We start from the raw sequence: 16,157 nt of genomic DNA, 5'->3' as shown, positions 1-16,157 counted from the left end.
TAAAAACAAGCGCAGGATTTTACCACGTTGGCCGCGCCGGCGCACTGTTCATCTTGTGCTGCCCGGCGCCCTTAAAACGGCCAGGCGAAGCTGCCGACCAGCGACAGCGGGTAGCGCTCCGGCTGCTGGTAGCTGCGAATGCTCTCCGCCACCAGCGCGGAACGCAGGTTGGGCGCCTGCAAAATCTCGTCGGCGCTCAGCCACAGGCAGCGATCGATGTCGTTGTCGTGCGGCTCGGTCGGCAGCGGCTGTTCCAGCTCGATAACGAAGCAAAAACGCAGGAACGGCGTGCGGTCCGGCGCGATCCACTGGTGCAGGCGCAGGAACGCCTGCGGCGTGGCGCGGATGCCGGTCTCTTCCCACAGCTCGCGCTCGGCGGCCTGCACCAGCGTCTCGTCGGCCTCCAGGTGGCCGGCCGGCTGGTTCCACAGCGCTTTGCCGTTGATGGTCTCTTCGACAATTAAAAATTTGTCGGCGGCGTGCACCACGCAGGCCACGGTGACGTGCGGTTTGAACATGCGCTCTCCTTACAGCGGTTTGTCGATGCGCCGGTAGATGTCGTCCAGCTCGGCGATGCGGGTGCGGTAGCTTTGCAGCAGGCAGGTGGTATCGGTGCCGCACTGCTGGCGTTTTGTCAGCCAGTCCTGCTGGCTGTCCTGCATCGCGCCGCGCGCGCCCATGGCGAACAGGCCGCGCAGGAATTGGTACTTGGTGGCCATTTGCACGTCCAGATCGTTCAGCGTGCGGTTGGCGCAGATGGCGCGCTCATCGCGGCTTGCCGCCTTGGTGCAGTCGAAGCTGGCGGCCTGGGCGGCGAGCGGGGCCGCCAGTGCGGTGAACAGCAGCGCGGTCAGTGTGTTCTTCATGGCGCCTCCATCAGTTATCGGTCTACAGGGAATCGATGATTTTCCATTCACCGGGTTGCAGTGAACCCAGCGAAAGATTACCCATACTGTAGCGAATCAGGCGCAGGGTAGGGAACCCGATATGCGCCGTCATGCGACGCACCTGGCGGTTTCGCCCTTCATACAGGGTGATTTTCAGCCAGCGGGTGGGGATGGATTTACGTTCGCGGATCGGCGGGTTGCGCGGCCACAGCCACTGCGGTTCGGCCACCAACTCCACTCCGGCGGGCAGCGTGGGGCCGTCTTTCAGCGTGACGCCGCTGCGCAATGGCGCCAGATCGCTCTCCTGCGGCGCGCCTTCGACCTGCACATAATAGATTTTGCCGGTGCGCTTGCCCGGCTGGGTGAGCTGCGCCTGCAGCCGGCCGTCGTTGGTCAGCACCAGCAGCCCTTCGCTGTCGCGATCCAGGCGCCCAGCGGCGTAAACGTCGGGGAAGGGGATGTACTCTTTCAGCGTGGCGCGGCCGGCTTCGTCGGTGAACTGCGGCAACACGTCGAAGGGCTTGTTGAATAACACAATGCGGCGCGGCCCTTTCGGCGCGGCGGGTTTGGCGGCATTCGGCTTGCTGAATCGTTTAACTTTGTTATTTCTAACAGAGAATTTTTTCATAACAGTTGAGATTACGGATGATAAGCGCATTATAACCGAATCCGTTTCGGATTGGCGCGGACCGAATATTCAAGTAGTATCTACACGCATCTTACAAAGCATTAACAAAATTGCGCTTGAAGGAGAGGTTGATGGAAAGCAAAGTAGTTGTTCCGGCAGAAGGTAAAAAAATCACGGTTGACGCCCAGGGTAAACTGGTTGTTCCTCATAACCCGATCATCCCGTTCATCGAAGGCGACGGCATCGGCGTTGACGTGACTCCTGCCATGATCCACGTGGTTGATGCGGCCGTTAAAAAGGCTTACCACGGCGAACGTAAAATCTCCTGGATGGAAATCTACACCGGCGAAAAATCCACCCACGTTTACGGTAAAGACGTGTGGCTGCCGGACGAAACGCTGGACCTGATCCGCGACTACCGCGTCGCCATCAAAGGCCCCCTGACCACCCCGGTCGGCGGCGGCATTCGTTCTCTGAACGTGGCCCTGCGCCAGCAGCTGGACCTGTACGTGTGCCTGCGCCCGGTGCGTTACTACCAGGGCACCCCAAGCCCGGTGAAACAGCCTGAGCTGACCGACATGGTGATCTTCCGCGAAAACGCCGAAGACATCTACGCCGGCATCGAGTGGAAAGCCGGCTCCGCCGAAGCGGACAAAGTGATCAAATTCCTGCGCGACGAAATGGGCGTGAAGAAAATCCGCTTCCCAGAGCAGTGCGGTATCGGCGTGAAGCCATGCTCCGAAGAAGGGACCAAGCGTCTGGTGCGTGCGGCGATCGAATACGCCATCACCAACGACCGTGACTCTGTGACCCTGGTTCACAAAGGCAACATCATGAAGTTCACCGAAGGTGCCTTCAAGGATTGGGGCTATGAGCTGGCGCGCGAAGAGTTCGGCGGCGAGCTGATCGACGGCGGCCCATGGCTGAAGATCAAAAACCCGAACACCGGCAAAGAGATCGTGGTTAAAGACGTGATCGCCGACGCCTTCCTTCAGCAGATCCTGCTGCGCCCGGCGGAATACGACGTGATCGCCTGTATGAACCTGAACGGCGACTACATCTCTGACGCCCTGGCGGCTCAGGTCGGCGGTATCGGCATCGCACCGGGCGCCAACATCGGCTCCGACTGCGCGCTGTTCGAAGCGACTCACGGCACCGCGCCGAAGTACGCCGGCCAGGACAAGGTGAATCCAGGCTCCATCATCCTGTCCGCAGAGATGATGCTGCGCCACATGGGCTGGTTCGAAGCGGCTGACCTGATTGTTAAGGGCATGGAAGGCGCCATCGCTGCCAAGACCGTGACCTATGACTTCGAACGCCTGATGGAAGGCGCTAAGTTGCTGAAATGTTCAGAGTTTGGCGACGCTATCGTTAAACACATGTAAGGGTGTTTAGCGCTTGAATGAGAACGGGAGCCTTAGGGCTCCCGTTTTTTTATTGTTCAAATGCGAGTGAGATATCGGACAGGCTCAGCGAGCGGCGTTAGCCGATTCACGCACGACCAGCACCGGGCAATTGGCGTGGCGGACGACGGCGGTGGCATTGGAGCCGAGGAGGTAAGTGATCGCAGAAGGGCGGTTGGAACCCATCACGATAATCTCCGCGTTAAGCGCATCAGCGAGTTCCAGGATCTGATCTTTAGGATCGCCGACGGCAACGTGCGTGGTCACTCTATCTTCAGGCACGCTGAATTCTTTTGCCGCTTTTGCCAGCCCCTCGGTCGCTAGCGCAATGGTTTCGTCTTTAGTTTCTATCGCCGCTGTGGCGGCAAAGCCGAAAGCGGCGTAGGTGGCGCGCGACGGGATCACCGCCAGGAAATGGACGTGGGAGTCTTCGAGCCTGGCGAGCGCGTTGACATGCGGGATGACCTGCTGTGTTAATTCCGGCTCGGTAATATCCACGGGAACCAAAATAGTTTTATACATACTCCCTCCTTATCGTTATCAAAAAACTCCACTTTTTGGATTATAGCTGTTTGATGCAGGGAAAGGAGAGATCCGTATGGCAAACCTGAGAGCGTTGTCTGCTGAAATGTCAGGTGTTTATCGGCATTATCGTTAAATGCAGGCAAGTACGCCGGTTTTTTGAGTAGAAAGGGAGCCATTGGCTCCCTTGGTTTTAGCTGGCTAAGGCTATCGGAACCTTAATGAGGGATCTCTGAAACCTCTTTGACTTCCGTTTTGTTGATTTGCTGTTTAACGCCATTGGCGTCGGTATAACCGATCAACCCGGCAGCGGTTTCTTTCGGCTTGCCGTCACTGATGAGCGTTCGACCGTCGTGGGTATGGATGGCGTAGCTGGTGCGTGTGCAGCCTGACAGTGCGGCGATGGCAACCAGGGCGATCGCGGGAAGAACAAGCGTTTTTTTCATTTGTAGCTCCTTTTAGTTATCCAACTCACTCATATTTGCAATCTGGTCTCGATTGATCTGTTCCGTTTTGCCCGTTTCTGCATTTCGATAGGAGACTAACCCGGTATCTTTATCGACCTGAGGCTTGCCGTCGGTGACAATGGTCTTGCCATCCGTTGTTTTGATCGCCTGATTGGAAGCGCAGCCCGCTATGAACATCACCGTAGTCGCAGTAAGAAGCGCGGCAAAGAGTCGTTTACTTTTCATACTTACCATCCTGGTTACTTAAATGAATTTAATAGCAGGAAAGTAAGTATAGGCAGAATCTCCAGGTTGTTAGCGTTGAAACGCTTTTAATGCGATAAAAAATTAAGAATTTCTTAATTTATTGATGGGGTGATTGATCGTTCGGATAACAAAGTTATCAATAGGTCAGGGTTCGCAGACGTACTGCCCGGTGAGTGCGCTATGGCTTCATGTCACCATCGGCCCAAGATACTCCGCATGCCGATGCTTGATACTAACAATGTCTCTGGTGGTTTGGCGTTAATTCTGTATAAGTATTCACCGGGGATTTTTTCGAATACAACGTTGATTCGGCTGATAATCATCCAAAAGGACAAGGATATGAAAATAACGCATTCAGGCTACAAAACCGGCATCGCGATACTATTGGCGGCGATGACCGCGCTGACGTTAACGGGGTGTGCCAAGAGTACTGCCCCCAGCCAAAACGATACGACGAATAAAGAGGTCGATGATCTTTTCGCCAACCTTGGCGACCCAAAGACACCGGCGCCGGGAAAAGAGAAAGAACGCTATATCGCCCAGTTGCAGGCCGCGATTCAAAGCCATTTGAAAGATGCTGAAGCCTACTCAGGCAGAAGTTGTACATTGAGCATCAAGCTGGCGCCGGATGGTCTGCTGATCAGCGTTCGGGTTGATCAAGGGGAACCTGAACTTTGCCAGGCCGCGATCAATGCAATCGTCAATGCGCGTCTGCCTAAACCGCCAACAGCTGCGGTTTACGAAGCGGTCAAAAGCAGCACGTTGGAATTTCGCCCTCAGTAAATAAGCAACGCTGTTTCTGTGCAACGCTATCCCGGTCAAGGCCGGGATTTTTTATTGCCGTCACCCTGCGTTAATGGGTGAAAATCACTAAAGCCATTGATGAATGGTGACGATAACCCTTAAAACCCCTGATTATAAAAGAGTGGCAATGCGTTTTTTCTGGGTCAACATCGGTGGCAGCGTCGCAGAAGTTTTGAAGGGCGAATTCCTGTGGGCGCCGCAATATGGAATAAATAAGACTGGGAACATGTTTAAGCCTGCCGGGTGGGAAACGGTCAAAAAAGTCAAAGAGGGTGACCTGATTTTTTGCCACAAGGGTAGGAAGATTATCGGCGTGGCGACAGCGGTACGCGATGCTTACTCCGCACCGCGGCCTGAGCATCGGGTCGCGGGACCGCGGCATATTGCGGGTACCCAAGTCGATTTGGAACTGACGCGTCTTGAACTACCTATTGATGTTTCCCTTTTTAATCAAGCGTTCATACGCATACACAACCCGACTTGCCTTCCGCGCGTTTTTAATAAGACAGGCGGATGCACCGAAAACTATATGTGCGAGATCCCCGCACCGGCAGCCGCGTTGATCGCCAGTTTTATCTCGGAAAATCTCTCTATCAACTTCCATGCGGATACCGTCGAAATCACCAAAGAGATCGGTGGTGAGCAAGCCACGGTGATTCAGGCGCGGATTGGGCATGGCCCCTATCGCGATAAAATGTTTAAGCGGTGGGGAAACCGGTGCGCCGTCACGGGGATTGCGGAGCCGTCTATTCTCATTGCCTCTCACATCGTTGCCTGGTCGATTGCGACCTCAGAAGAAAAAGTGGATCCGCACAATGGTCTGCCGTTAATCCCCAATCTGGACAAGCTGTTCGATCGCGGCATGATCAGTTTTGCCGATGACGGACGTTTGCTGTATTCACGGACGATGAGCGGTTTGTTAGGCGAGCTAAGGATCGCGTTGGACGCCAACATTAGTGGGTTGTCTGAAAAGAACAGAGCTTACCTGCGGCGGCATCGAACGAGATGGGGTTTTGAAGTAGAGCCCTGATGCAGGTTTGCAAATCAGGGCCGGCGCTCCTACCGATACATCATCGCGCTCACGCGCTCGGCTCGATCTTTAAAACCGTTGCTGCGCATCGTTACCACGTAATAGCGGTAGTGATGTTTCTGTGCGTATTCGCGCACCAGGTCTTCGGCGAACAGACCGCTGAAGGTGACGGTGGTGACGAACGTCAGCCCTTTCACTTCGTAGGTGCTGATCTCTTGCGGGGTGCCGATATACGGCGGCGGGAACACGGTTTTGTGGAACTGGCAGCCCGTCAGCAGCAGGGTACACAGCAGGGCGGCGGAGATTTGCGGTATTCTCATCGGGAAATGCTTTCCTTCCTTGGCGTGTGTTTTAGTAACTCTATAATAGGATTACAAAATTCGGCGGGGATGTAAAAATTATCCCGCTTCGGTTGCCGTTTCGTTGAAGCGGTGTCGCCGCCACCCATAAGCATGAGGGGGTAAACATGCCTGTTCGTCTTGCCACTGAAACCGATGCCGCAGCCCTGATCGCCCTCGACAGCGTTGCCGAATACGAGCCACAGCGCGCGGCGCAGATCCGCGCCTGGTGCGGGCAGGATATCTGTTATCTTGCCGAGGAACAGGGCATGGCGATGGGCTACGGCGTGCTGCACTATCACTTTTTCGGCTGCGGCTTTATCGAGATGCTGATGGTCGGCGAACGCTATCGCCGCCGGGGCGTCGGGATGGCGCTGATTGCGGCGTTGAAATCCCACTGTCGGCACCCGAAGCTGTTCACCTCCACCAATCGCTCCAACCTGGCGATGCAGCGGCTGCTGCTGAACGCCGGGTTTGTCGCCAGCGGTCAGATTGACAATCTCGATGACGGCGACCCGGAGCAGGTCTTTTTCATCCCGCTGCGCTAATACAATCGGACATCGACCGCCTGCTGTTGCAGCCAGGTGCTGACGTAACCATAAGCGGCATAGAAGGCCAGCAGCGCGAAGACCAGCACCGAAAGCGAGGCCAAAAACTTGACGTCGCCGTGCTTCGACAGCTGGTAAGCGCAATAGATAAAGGCTAGCAGGCACAGCAGAGTGAAAGCGATAGCCAGCGTGGCGTAAAAAATAAGCATAACGAAACCCGTTCTTCCTTGTGAGCCGGGCAAGGATACCACAGACAAAAAAAGGGCCCAATTGGGGCCCCTGCGTGATTTGCTGCGGGAGGGTTACTCCGCCGCGTCGGGATGGTTTTTGCCTTCCTCGATAAACGCTTCGTCGATCTCTTCGATGTTTTCCTCGCTGTCGCGGCCGGACAGGATGTTCCAGCAGGCGATGAACAGCGCGGCGATCAAGGGGCCGATGACGAAGCCGTTGATGCCGTAGATCTCCATGCCGCCCAGGGTGGAGATCAGGATCAGGTAGTCCGGCATTTTGGTGTCTTTGCCCACCAGCAGCGGGCGCAGGATGTTGTCCACCAGGCCGATCACCACCACGAAGAACACCACCAGGAAAATGGCTTTCCACAGCATGCCGGTGGCGAAGAAGTAGATCACCGCCGGCACCCAGATGATGGCGGAGCCCACGGCCGGGATGATCGACAGGAACGCCATCAGCGCGCCCCACAGCAGGCTGCCGTCGATGCCGGTAAAGTAAAACGCCAGCCCGCCGAGCGCGCCTTGCACCACGGCGACCACCACCGTGCCCTTGACGGTGGCGCGGGAGACTGCGGCGAACTTCACGAACAGGTGGTGCTTCACGTGCTGGGAGAGCGGCAGCGCTTCGAGCGCCAGGTTCACCAGGTAGGGGCCGTCTTTCAGCAGGAAGAACAGCAGGTAGAGCATCACGCCGAAGCCGACGACGAAGTTGAAAGTGCCCTTGCCGATCAGGAAGACGCTGCCCGCCAGGTATTGCCCGCCCTTGAGCGCCACGTCAGAAAGCTGCTTCTGTATCTCGGCGGCGCTGTTGAGGTTATGCTCCGCCAGGAAGCGCTGCGCCCAACCGGGCAGGTGGCGCATAAAGTCCGCCAGCATGGTCGGCAATTGGCTGTTGTTGGTCTGCAGTTTGGTGTAGATCACGTTGAATTCCATCGCCAGCGACGAGGCGATGATCGCCAACGGCGTGAACACGATCAGGCAGATCAGCGCCACCGTCAGCAGCGACACCACGCCGTTGCGTTCGCCGACGTACTGCTTCAGCTTCTTTTTCACCGGATGGAAAATCACCGCCAGAATAATCGCCCATAGCACCGAGGAGTAGTAAGGCCCCAGCACGTCAAGAAAGGCAGCGGTAACGATAAACAGGATCAGAATAAAGAATCCCTTGGAAATGCCTTTAGACATCATAGTCGTCCCTCAAAAGATGAATTTTCAGCATAGATGAACTGAATGAAAACAACACTATCATCACCTTTGCTTAACCGGTAGGGGATTTTTAGTGGCGTATTCCATAGGGTTATTAAGGGCAAGGCGTGCGCCGCACGGTGAACAGGCGGCGGCGTGAGAAAAGAAAGAGGGCTAAATAATTAACAAAATTTATCGATTGTGTTTCATTTTGTGAGCCGCGCTTGCCGCCTGCGCCAGGCTTTCCTAGTGTTGATGAGGGCGGCCGTTCGCCCGATATCACGAAGGAGTATGCAAATGACTGAACACAAACGACTCGGCGTCATCGAGAAAACGCTACTGATCGCCTTTGCCGGCCTGCTGGTGTATTTCGCGGCCACCGGCGCCTTGTCATTATCGGGCCTTGATCATCACTGGCCATATCCTTCGCGATAGGCAGGCACCTGCACCAGGGAAAATTCAGCACCGCTTATAACAAACAGAACGACCTTTCTGCTTATCACCCCGCATTATGCCGCCGGCTGAGAAAAGCCAGCGCCAACAGCGCCCCCAACAGGGCCGCCGCCAGCACCAGCCAGGCCGGAGCAGCCCAACCGGCCGCGGCCACGATGGCGCTCAGCGCGACCGGGCCGATCACCTGGCCGAGATAGTTCCCCTGCATCACCAGCCCCAGGCTCAGCGGCAGCAGCGTCGGTTCCGGCGTCGCCGCCGGCGTGGCGGCCAGAATGGTGGCGGGCAGCATGCCGGCAATGGCGCAGAACAGGAAACACAAGGGGATCAGCAGGTCGTTGGGCGTCATCGGCAGGAAAATGCCGATGCCGAAGATGCCGATAACCAGGCTGGTGGCCGCGAGCAGGCTCCCGGCCCGCAGACCGCGCGACAGCAAGAGCCCGGCGGCGAGGTTACCGATGATGTTCGCCGCCACCGCCGCCGCGCTGATGCCGCCGGCGGCCGCCAGCGACAGGCCGATGCGTTGCATCAGGAAGATCGGCAGGAAGGTCATCACCGAGAAAAACTGCAGGTTGTAAGTGGTGAACATCAACGCCAGCAACAGCGGCCGGCGCGCCCGCAGCATCGCGCCCAGCGCTTGCCGCAGCTGTAACGGCGGAACGTGCGCCTCGGTGGCACGGCGGGACGTGGTCAGCGGCAGCAGCACGGCGGCCAATAGCGTCAACGCCGCACCGGCCTGCCAACTTTGTTGCCAGTCGGCGAGATGGGGGCCGAAAAACAGTGAAATGGCGATGCCCGCCGGCATGAAGGTGCTCCAGATGCCGAACACCAGGCTGCGCTGCGCCGGGGCGACGATGCGGTTCAGCACCGCCGGCGAGGCGACCACCACGATCACGAAGCCGAGGCCTTCGATAAAGCGGCTGACGATCAATCCGCTGAAGTCGTGCAGCGTGGCGCCGGTGAAGCTGGCGGCGCTGATGATCAGTAACCCTACTGCCAGCAGGCGCCGGTCGCCCCAGCGGCGCACCAACAGCCCGGCGGCGATACCGCCGAACACCCCGACGAAAGGAAAAGCCGAGATGACCCAGCTCAGCACCTCAAGCGAACGGCCGAACTCGGCCTGCAGCGCAGGCAGCGCGATGGTGGCCTTACCCACGTGCAGCGCCGCGGCGATGCCGGCGAACAGCACGTTGACGACGGCTAACCAGGGCGTAGCGGCAGGAAAGACGCGGTCGATGGCGTCCGGTTTAATCGTGGTCATAACACTCTCCAGTGGCGGTAACGCCATCACTATGTGCTCTTGCAATGGCTGAGGTCGTTCAAATGCTGCGCTATCACGCGGAGAAATTATTCATTTCGAGCTTTATTGATTGCGCGCCTTCGTTGTTTGGTTCGCCAGCGTGCCGCCCGGCGTGGACGCGGGTCCCCCCGCAGCGGTTTACTGTTCCGGCACGCAGCAGGCGTGTTGTATTCATTTTATAAGGAGCAGTGTATGTCAGAGATGATGAACGAGAGTGGAGCGCCGGCCATTGAATGGAGCTATGGCGGCCGGGGTGATGATATCAGCAGCAGCCTGAGCCTCGACACGGTTGAGGAGCAGCCGCAGGGCTTCCTGATGACGGTCGATCGGCCGGTGCAGATCTTTAAAGACGCGCTGTCGCCGATGATGGCCTTTGTTACGCTGCTGCGCCCGCTGTACGCCAAGACGAGCGAAGGCTTTCAGTACGTGCCGGTTTCCAACCCCTGGACCGACGTGCAGCGCCTGCCGGCCAGCGCAGGCTATCTGGGCGTGCAGGTCAACGCCGGGCTGTTCTTCCACGGCGCCAAGCCGACGCACTATAAAGATCGCGACGGTCAGATGAAACCGATCGACGGCGGCACGCTTTTGCAGAACATCACCGTGCTGCATCAGGTGGCGCAGCCGCTCGGTCCGGGTGAAGGCGCCGTCTGAGTCGGCAGCGTGATTACGGGGGCCGGACGCGGCCCCTTATCGCGCCTTGAAACCGTGCGCCGGTTGGGTAAAACTGGCTGCCTATTCAAGGAGAAGAGCATGTACAGCGACAACGAGAAAAAATTTTATATCATCCTCAACCGTAATCACGAACCGGCCACGCTGTTTAACGCTTCCTGCCATCTGACGGCGGGCATCACCGATCTGATCGAGCAGCGCGAGTTTCACCACTATCCGAGCAGCCTCGACGGCGTCAGCGCCAATATGAGCCACTATCCGATCGTTATCCTGCAGGCCAAGAACAGCAGCCAGCTCAGCAACCTGATTCTGAAGTGCAAGGAAGAGGGCGTGTTGTCCAACTTCTTCACCACCACCATGCTGTCGCACTCCGCCGAACAGCAGATCGCCGACACCGCCAACACCCCTTACGAACAGCTGGATTTCGTGGCGGTGGCGCTCTACGGCGACGCCGAACAGCTTAAGCCGCTGACCAAGAAATTCTCCGTCTACCGCTGAAAACGCGGGATCTCAGACGCTGGCGCCGTCGTAACTGTGGATCTGCAACGCATCCAGCGCAATGTCAGGCACGCAGCGCAGGTTGACGGCGCACATCGCGCCGCCGTCCGGCGCAGTGCCGTAGGCGAAGGGCTGGGCACCGCAGACTCGGCAGAACTGATGGCGGATCTTGTGGTGATTGAAGGTGTAGGTGCTGAGCTGGTCCTGGCCGCTGTTGAGCGTGAATGCGCTGATGGGGAAGAAAGACAGCAGCAGCCCTTTGCGGCGGCAGATCGAACAGTTGCAGCTGAGGGCTTCGGTGGGCAGTTCGGCGTCCACGGTAAAGGTGACGGCACCGCAGTGGCAGCTTCCCTGGAATGACATGGCGATGATCCTGTTACAGGGGAAAGTGTTTGCCCAGTATAGTGCAATTTATCGCCACTCGGCCGCGCAGGGCCTGGTTTCCTTAGTAAATGCGCGGTTTTCTGGTAGGTTAGAGGTTAACGTCATCAAAAGGAGATCGCGATGTTAGAACATTACTATCCGGCCAATATGGGCGCCGAACCGGTCACGGACGAACAGCACAAACGGCTGGTGGCGGTGCAGGCGGCGCTGGAATTGATCAAGGCCACGCTGTCGGATACCAACGACGGCAACGGCGTAGACTTCCAGTTGAAGGCGGCGGAAAAGCACATCGGCCCGATGGCCGACGCCATTCAGGAAGCCCTGAAGTAACGGTTCGCCGTCACCTCAACCGCCCGCACCGGGCGGTTTTTTTTTGCGCTGATTACTGCGATTTTTTTAGTGGCGCATTGCCTTTTTCCCGGCTGGTGCCGTGAGCGGCGCGATCCTACTCTAGCGATCCGAGTCCTCATCAGGGTCATGCACATGTTCCGTTTCAGCCTCTTTTCTTTCTTATTGCCGTGGCGCCGACGCGTCACCCCGTTGGCCGGCGTCGCGCTGTTTCTCAGCGGCGTCATGCAAGCGCAGGCCACGCAGCGCATCGAATTCTCGCCGGATGCCGCCGGCGCTTACCCTGAGGGCATCGCCTGGAATGCACGCGCCGGTGCGTTCCTGGTCTCCTCCCTGCGCGGTGGGCAGCTTGGCCTGGTCTACCCGGATGGCCGCTATCGGCGGTTTTCCACCGGTAAGGGGCTCATCACTACCTCCGGCATGCTGGTGGACGCCGATCGCAACCGGGTGCTGGTGTGCAACGAAGACGTGGGCGTCTCCCTCAGCTCTGCGCCCGGCACGCGCAATCGCGTGGCGCAGGTGCTGGAGTTCAATCTCGATACCGGCGCGCTGCAGCAGACGTACGATCTCTCATCATTAAGCCGGGGTCCGACGCTGGCCAACGATCTGGCGCTCGACGCGCAGGGCAATATCTATGTGACCGACAGCTTCCAGCCGCAGATTTACAAGATCGATCGGGCAACGCGCCAGGTGTCGATTTTGGTGCGCTCAGCGCGTTTGATGCCGGCCGACGCCCCCGCCGCTGCGCAGGGCACACGGCCTTATCTCAACGGCATCGTGTATCACCCGGATGGCTATCTGATTGCGGCGGACTACACCCGCGGGCTGCTGTGGAAGGTAACGCTGGATAACGCGCCAGCGATAAGTGAAATCAGGCTGCCGCAGCGGCTGAAAGGGCCGGACGGGCTGCGGCTCAAAAATGGCCATGAATTGGTGATCGTACAGTCTTTTCCGGGTGCAAAGGGGAGCATGTCCGGCGACGTGACGCTGCTCTCCTCGACCGATGGTTGGGCCAGCGCGCGTATTGCGGCGGTCGCCACGCCGCCGGAATTGGATGGGCCAACCGGCGCTGCGCTGCGCGATGGCGAAGTGTGGGTCGTCAACTCCCGTTACCCCCACTTGTTTGCCGACGTCGCTCAGGCGGAGAGCGTCAGGACATTCAGCATCGTCAAGGTGGCGTTAGAGCGGAGGCCCGCCGATCGGTGACGGTTGCCAACCCTGCCGGAATAGGATTAAATGCCGCACTGACTGTATAAATAAACAGGTGCGCTGCGATGAGTCTGATGTTGAAGGGTGAAAAGATTGACCGTAACCGCTTTACCGGCGAGAAGATTGAAAACGGCAGCTTTATGCTGTGTGATTTTTCGGGCGCCGATCTGACCGGCACCGAGTTTATCGGCTGCCAGTTTTACGATCGCGACAGCCGACAGGGCGGCAATTTCAGCCGCGCGATACTCAAAGACGCCAGCTTCAGAAGCTGCGATTTGTCGATGGCCGACTTCCGTCATGCCAGCGCTCTGGGGCTGGAGATCCGCGAATGCCGCGCGCAGGGCGCCGATTTTCGCGGCGCCAGTTTTATGAACATGATCACCAGCCGCACCTGGTTTTGCAGCGCCTATATCACCAAAAGCAACCTGAGCTACGCCAACTTCGCCAAGGTGGTGCTGGAGAAATGCGAGCTGTGGGAAAACCGCTGGCACGGCGCACAGGTGCTCGGCGCCAGCTTCAGCGGCTCCGATCTGTCCGGCGGCGAGTTCTCCGGATTCGACTGGCGCTCCGCCGACGTCACCCAGTGCGATTTGAGCAACGCGGAACTGGGCGAATTGGATTTACGCACCACCGATCTGCAGGGCGTCAAAATGGACAGCCACCAGGCCGCGCAGTTGCTGGAGCGGCTGGGGATCGCAATCGTTGGCTGAGGGGGGGGCTTAAGGCGATGGTTGGGCAAATAAGCGATTGAAGGTTTTATCCGCGTCTACGGGAATACGGCGTTGCATTACCGGGATAGTGAAGCGCGGATCCTGTGAGAGGAAGCGAGCTTGTTCGTTGAGCGGCACGACGGCGATTGCCAGGTTGTCGTTGGCCTGCATGACGCCTTCCTGTTCGAGCAGGGCGAACACGGGCGCGTTGTGCGCAGTACCCAACGAGCAAGCCGAAATCCAATAGTGCCCGTCTTGGGCAAATTTGCACTGTGCAGTTTGCAGGCTAATTGCGCTGATCTGTTTGGCGATCAAGGCATTCGCGTTTTCCACATAGTTTGGCGGTACCGGCTGGCAGCCTGCCAAAGTGAGTGTCAGCGCAGCTAGCGTCAGTGTTCTTTTGCCAATCATAGCCTTCCTTGAGGTCATTTCCTGCAAATGTAAATAATTATCGTAGCAACGATAATGTACCCGTGTCGAGAACAGATTGATTTATTAAGTTTTTATGTTTTTTTCATGACGATTAGGCGGTTTTCTCCGTTTTTATAGCAGAGAACGGTTTTGCGTGAAGGGAAGAACATAACGCGGAAGCGGCGGCTGTTTGCGCTTTCATAGTCAGCCCCGGTGCTGTGAGCTTTGGCGATCAGCGCTGCGAGTCCAGCTGTTCGCTGTGTCTCACCCCGCCCGTAGCGACAGGCATCAGCGGCCTTTTGCGATAATAAATTTATGAGCCATATGAATATAATTTAAAATATATCTTGCTTAAATAACTCGGCCGTGTGTAAATAGAGTCATCGGTTTGTAGTACAGACCTTATGAAAGCAGTTTTAGTAAAGCAGTTCTCAGTATTAGCGATATCCCTCAGATACCTCTTCTTCCGTGAATTTTCTTCTCTAGTGCCCCATAAGTTTCCAATAAAAACAGACCTCTATCGCCATATGGCGTCGCAAAAATATAAAGGAAATATCTCTATGTCTACTAAAATGACAGGTTTGGTAAAATGGTTTGATGCAGGTAAAGGCTTTGGCTTTATCACCCCGGCAGACGGCAGCAAAGACGTGTTCGTACATTTCTCTGCTATCCAGAGCAACGATTTCAAAACGCTGGACGAAGGCCAACAGGTTGAATTCACTATCGAAAATGGCATGAAGGGCCCTTCTGCCGGCAACGTGGTCGCGTTATAATTTTCGGCCGAGGTACGATTTCTTACGACAGCGATGAGGGTTTAAGCCGGAGCAGTTAAGAAATAATGTCCTCAGCCTGAATAAACTCCGGGTTCGCCCGGAGTCTTTACCAATACGTCATTAGCTCAGCAGGAAGAGCGGCAGCGAAATTATCCGTTGGCGGACTGGGGTTCGATTCCTCGATGACGTTCCAATAATTAACTATTATTGGCAACAGAAAAACAGATTGCCGCAGAATTAATAACGCCGCGTTTCAGTCTATTTTTCTGTTGTGAAAAAGTCGCGCTTAGGCTGCGTAATGTTGGAGTGTTGGATGGACGCTTACGCCATAACATGACAGCCGGGAAAGTCACCGGCACGCGATTCATAGCCCCGGCCTTGGCCGGGGTTTTTTATGCCCGCGATCTTAACGCTGCGAGTCCAGCCGTTCGTTGTTTTTCACCACGTCCTGCGCCTTGAGGTAGCTCTCGATCAGCAACTGATAGGCCGGGAAGATCTTGGTGTAGACCTCGGCCCACTGCTGAGCGTCGGCGCGATTCCAGCTGCCCTGCAGCTCCGAGGCCACGCCGGCGGTGTCGATCGGCACCACGCCGGCTTGTACCACGCGCGCCAGGGTGATTTCCTGCGCCATTTTCGAGTAGGTGCCGGAGGCGTCGATCACCGCGAACACTTTATAGCCTTCGGCCACCGCGCTGATGGAGGGGAAGGCCATGCAGACGCTGGTGATGGTGCCGGCGATGATCAGGGTCTTGCGGCCGGTGGCTTTGACCGCCGCCACGAAGTCTGGGTTGTCCCAGGCGTTGATTTCCCCTTTGCGGGCGACGTATTGCGCGTGCGGCGCATTCTGATGGATTTCCGGGATCAGCGGGCCGTTCGGGCCCTGCGGCACTGAAGCGGTGGTGATCACCGGCAGTTTGCTGAGGGTGGCGATGCTGGCCAGGGCGGCGGCGCGGGCGCGCAGTTCAGTCATCGGCATATCGGCGACGGTCTGGAACAGGCCGCTCTGGTGGTCGATCAGGAGCATGACCGCGTCATTGGCATCAATAACAGGACGCTGGCCGTTGAAGTTGGCAGGAGTGCTCATGGTTTTTTCCTTTTCTCGTCGTGAGGTCAGTGG

At 57.2% G+C, this 16,157-nt stretch carries 24 protein-coding genes and 1 pseudogene; 12 read left to right on the top strand and 13 right to left on the bottom strand.

The annotated features are described in order from the left end of the window. Positions 1–71 precede the first annotated feature (71 nt). The 3 genes from ACUTSC_RS04665 to rluE are packed head-to-tail and all read right to left on the bottom strand — an operon-like array spanning position 72 to position 1,515. Positions 72–518: an NUDIX domain-containing protein gene (locus ACUTSC_RS04665; protein WP_197767664.1), complete on the bottom strand. Its 447-nt coding sequence runs from the start codon at positions 516–518 to the stop codon at positions 72–74. Positions 519–527: 9 nt separating this feature from the next. Then, positions 528–866, bottom strand: coding sequence for a lysozyme inhibitor LprI family protein (locus ACUTSC_RS04660; protein WP_197767665.1), 339 nt, complete (start codon positions 864–866; stop codon positions 528–530). A 22-nt stretch (positions 867–888) separates the two neighbouring features. Further along, the gene (gene rluE / locus ACUTSC_RS04655; protein ID WP_445653114.1) at positions 889–1,515 is read right to left on the bottom strand and encodes a 23S rRNA pseudouridine(2457) synthase RluE; all 627 of its coding nucleotides are present in this window, start codon (positions 1,513–1,515) and stop codon (positions 889–891) included. Between the two features lie 131 nt (positions 1,516–1,646). Between rluE and icd the strand changes: the two genes are divergently transcribed. Then, positions 1,647–2,900: an NADP-dependent isocitrate dehydrogenase gene (gene icd / locus ACUTSC_RS04650; RefSeq protein WP_015377612.1), complete on the top strand. Its 1,254-nt coding sequence runs from the start codon at positions 1,647–1,649 to the stop codon at positions 2,898–2,900. Positions 2,901–2,984: 84 nt separating this feature from the next. On the opposite strand, the gene uspF is transcribed toward icd, so the two are convergent. From uspF to ACUTSC_RS04635, 3 genes are all read right to left on the bottom strand, one after another. After that, entirely contained in the window at positions 2,985–3,440 is a 456-nt protein-coding gene (uspF, locus tag ACUTSC_RS04645) for a universal stress protein UspF (protein ID WP_049202743.1), read from the bottom strand. Between the two features lie 218 nt (positions 3,441–3,658). Continuing rightward, a complete protein-coding gene (locus ACUTSC_RS04640) occupies positions 3,659–3,886 on the bottom strand; it encodes a YgdI/YgdR family lipoprotein (RefSeq protein WP_038877767.1) in 228 nt (75 codons plus the stop codon). Between the two features lie 12 nt (positions 3,887–3,898). Continuing rightward, positions 3,899–4,132, bottom strand: a complete 234-nt coding sequence (locus ACUTSC_RS04635; protein WP_038877765.1) for a YgdI/YgdR family lipoprotein — start codon at positions 4,130–4,132, stop codon at positions 3,899–3,901. Between the two features lie 237 nt (positions 4,133–4,369). Here ACUTSC_RS04635 and tolA point away from each other — a divergent pair, with 237 nt between their 5' ends. Continuing rightward, entirely contained in the window at positions 4,370–4,936 is a 567-nt protein-coding gene (gene tolA / locus ACUTSC_RS04630; RefSeq protein ID WP_443006739.1) for a cell envelope integrity protein TolA, read from the top strand. A 148-nt stretch (positions 4,937–5,084) separates the two neighbouring features. Further along, positions 5,085–5,987 (top strand): HNH endonuclease, encoded by a 903-nt coding sequence (locus tag ACUTSC_RS04625; protein ID WP_197767666.1) that lies wholly within the window; start codon positions 5,085–5,087, stop codon positions 5,985–5,987. 29 nt (positions 5,988–6,016) lie between these two features. Here the strand turns inward: ACUTSC_RS04625 and ACUTSC_RS04620 are convergent, their stop codons facing one another. Then, positions 6,017–6,307 carry a hypothetical protein gene (locus tag ACUTSC_RS04620; RefSeq protein WP_060440112.1) on the bottom strand — a complete coding sequence of 97 codons (291 nt, stop codon included), beginning with the start codon at positions 6,305–6,307 and terminating at the stop codon, positions 6,017–6,019. A 146-nt stretch (positions 6,308–6,453) separates the two neighbouring features. On the opposite strand from ACUTSC_RS04620, the gene ACUTSC_RS04615 reads away from it, so the two are divergent. Next, complete coding sequence (locus tag ACUTSC_RS04615) at positions 6,454–6,873, top strand: GNAT family N-acetyltransferase (RefSeq protein ID WP_197767667.1); 420 nt, start codon at positions 6,454–6,456, stop codon at positions 6,871–6,873. Here ACUTSC_RS04615 and ACUTSC_RS04610 read toward each other — a convergent pair. Both ACUTSC_RS04610 and ACUTSC_RS04605 read right to left on the bottom strand, forming a co-directional pair. Continuing rightward, positions 6,870–7,082, bottom strand: a complete 213-nt coding sequence (locus ACUTSC_RS04610) for a hypothetical protein (RefSeq protein WP_070914886.1) — start codon at positions 7,080–7,082, stop codon at positions 6,870–6,872. The two genes, ACUTSC_RS04615 and ACUTSC_RS04610, sit on opposite strands and share 4 nt — an antisense overlap. Before the next feature lie 93 nt (positions 7,083–7,175). Further along, positions 7,176–8,291 (bottom strand): AI-2E family transporter, encoded by a 1,116-nt coding sequence (locus tag ACUTSC_RS04605; protein WP_060440110.1) that lies wholly within the window; start codon positions 8,289–8,291, stop codon positions 7,176–7,178. A gap of 294 nt (positions 8,292–8,585) precedes the next feature. Here ACUTSC_RS04605 and ACUTSC_RS04600 point away from each other — a divergent pair, with 294 nt between their 5' ends. Continuing rightward, positions 8,586–8,723, top strand: a complete 138-nt coding sequence (locus tag ACUTSC_RS04600; protein ID WP_162837928.1) for a hypothetical protein — start codon at positions 8,586–8,588, stop codon at positions 8,721–8,723. A gap of 64 nt (positions 8,724–8,787) precedes the next feature. Here ACUTSC_RS04600 and ACUTSC_RS04595 read toward each other — a convergent pair whose 3' ends face one another. Then, positions 8,788–9,999 carry an MFS transporter gene (locus tag ACUTSC_RS04595; RefSeq protein WP_197772948.1) on the bottom strand — a complete coding sequence of 404 codons (1,212 nt, stop codon included), beginning with the start codon at positions 9,997–9,999 and terminating at the stop codon, positions 8,788–8,790. A 231-nt stretch (positions 10,000–10,230) separates the two neighbouring features. Between ACUTSC_RS04595 and ACUTSC_RS04590 the strand changes: the two genes are divergently transcribed. Then, complete coding sequence (locus tag ACUTSC_RS04590; RefSeq protein WP_100396298.1) at positions 10,231–10,689, top strand: hypothetical protein; 459 nt, start codon at positions 10,231–10,233, stop codon at positions 10,687–10,689. Between the two features lie 99 nt (positions 10,690–10,788). After that, on the top strand, positions 10,789–11,205 hold the full coding sequence (locus ACUTSC_RS04585; protein ID WP_033638236.1) for a DUF2000 domain-containing protein: 417 nt from the start codon (positions 10,789–10,791) through the stop codon (positions 11,203–11,205). Positions 11,206–11,217: 12 nt separating this feature from the next. Here ACUTSC_RS04585 and ACUTSC_RS04580 read toward each other — a convergent pair whose 3' ends face one another. Further along, positions 11,218–11,568 (bottom strand): GFA family protein, encoded by a 351-nt coding sequence (locus ACUTSC_RS04580; RefSeq protein WP_197767669.1) that lies wholly within the window; start codon positions 11,566–11,568, stop codon positions 11,218–11,220. A gap of 141 nt (positions 11,569–11,709) precedes the next feature. Between ACUTSC_RS04580 and ACUTSC_RS04575 the strand changes: the two genes are divergently transcribed. The 3 genes from ACUTSC_RS04575 (at position 11,710) to ACUTSC_RS04565 (ending at position 13,856) form a co-directional block, all read left to right on the top strand. Beyond that, the gene (locus tag ACUTSC_RS04575; protein ID WP_004941260.1) at positions 11,710–11,919 is read left to right on the top strand and encodes a hypothetical protein; all 210 of its coding nucleotides are present in this window, start codon (positions 11,710–11,712) and stop codon (positions 11,917–11,919) included. 153 nt (positions 11,920–12,072) lie between these two features. Next, positions 12,073–13,143, top strand: a complete 1,071-nt coding sequence (locus tag ACUTSC_RS04570; protein WP_443003451.1) for an SMP-30/gluconolactonase/LRE family protein — start codon at positions 12,073–12,075, stop codon at positions 13,141–13,143. Positions 13,144–13,211: 68 nt separating this feature from the next. Next, a complete protein-coding gene (locus ACUTSC_RS04565) occupies positions 13,212–13,856 on the top strand; it encodes a Qnr family pentapeptide repeat protein (protein WP_197767671.1) in 645 nt (214 codons plus the stop codon). A 9-nt stretch (positions 13,857–13,865) separates the two neighbouring features. Here ACUTSC_RS04565 and ACUTSC_RS04560 read toward each other — a convergent pair whose 3' ends face one another. Then, positions 13,866–14,267 (bottom strand): hypothetical protein, encoded by a 402-nt coding sequence (locus ACUTSC_RS04560; RefSeq protein ID WP_197767672.1) that lies wholly within the window; start codon positions 14,265–14,267, stop codon positions 13,866–13,868. A gap of 560 nt (positions 14,268–14,827) precedes the next feature. Between ACUTSC_RS04560 and cspE the strand changes: the two genes are divergently transcribed. Beyond that, positions 14,828–15,040 (top strand): transcription antiterminator/RNA stability regulator CspE, encoded by a 213-nt coding sequence (gene cspE, locus ACUTSC_RS04555; protein ID WP_033638238.1) that lies wholly within the window; start codon positions 14,828–14,830, stop codon positions 15,038–15,040. Between the two features lie 114 nt (positions 15,041–15,154). Beyond that, a pseudogene (locus ACUTSC_RS04550) lies at positions 15,155–15,233 on the top strand. Positions 15,234–15,446: 213 nt separating this feature from the next. Here the strand turns inward: ACUTSC_RS04550 and ACUTSC_RS04545 are convergent. Next, positions 15,447–16,124, bottom strand: coding sequence for an isochorismatase family protein (locus ACUTSC_RS04545; RefSeq protein ID WP_038877740.1), 678 nt, complete (start codon positions 16,122–16,124; stop codon positions 15,447–15,449). Positions 16,125–16,157: the final 33 nt, after the last annotated feature.

The sequence above is a fragment of the Serratia sp. TSA_105.2 genome, from assembly GCF_052692115.1.
Note: the sequence above shows the minus strand (reverse complement) of the source record. Positions and strands in the feature narration are given on the sequence as shown.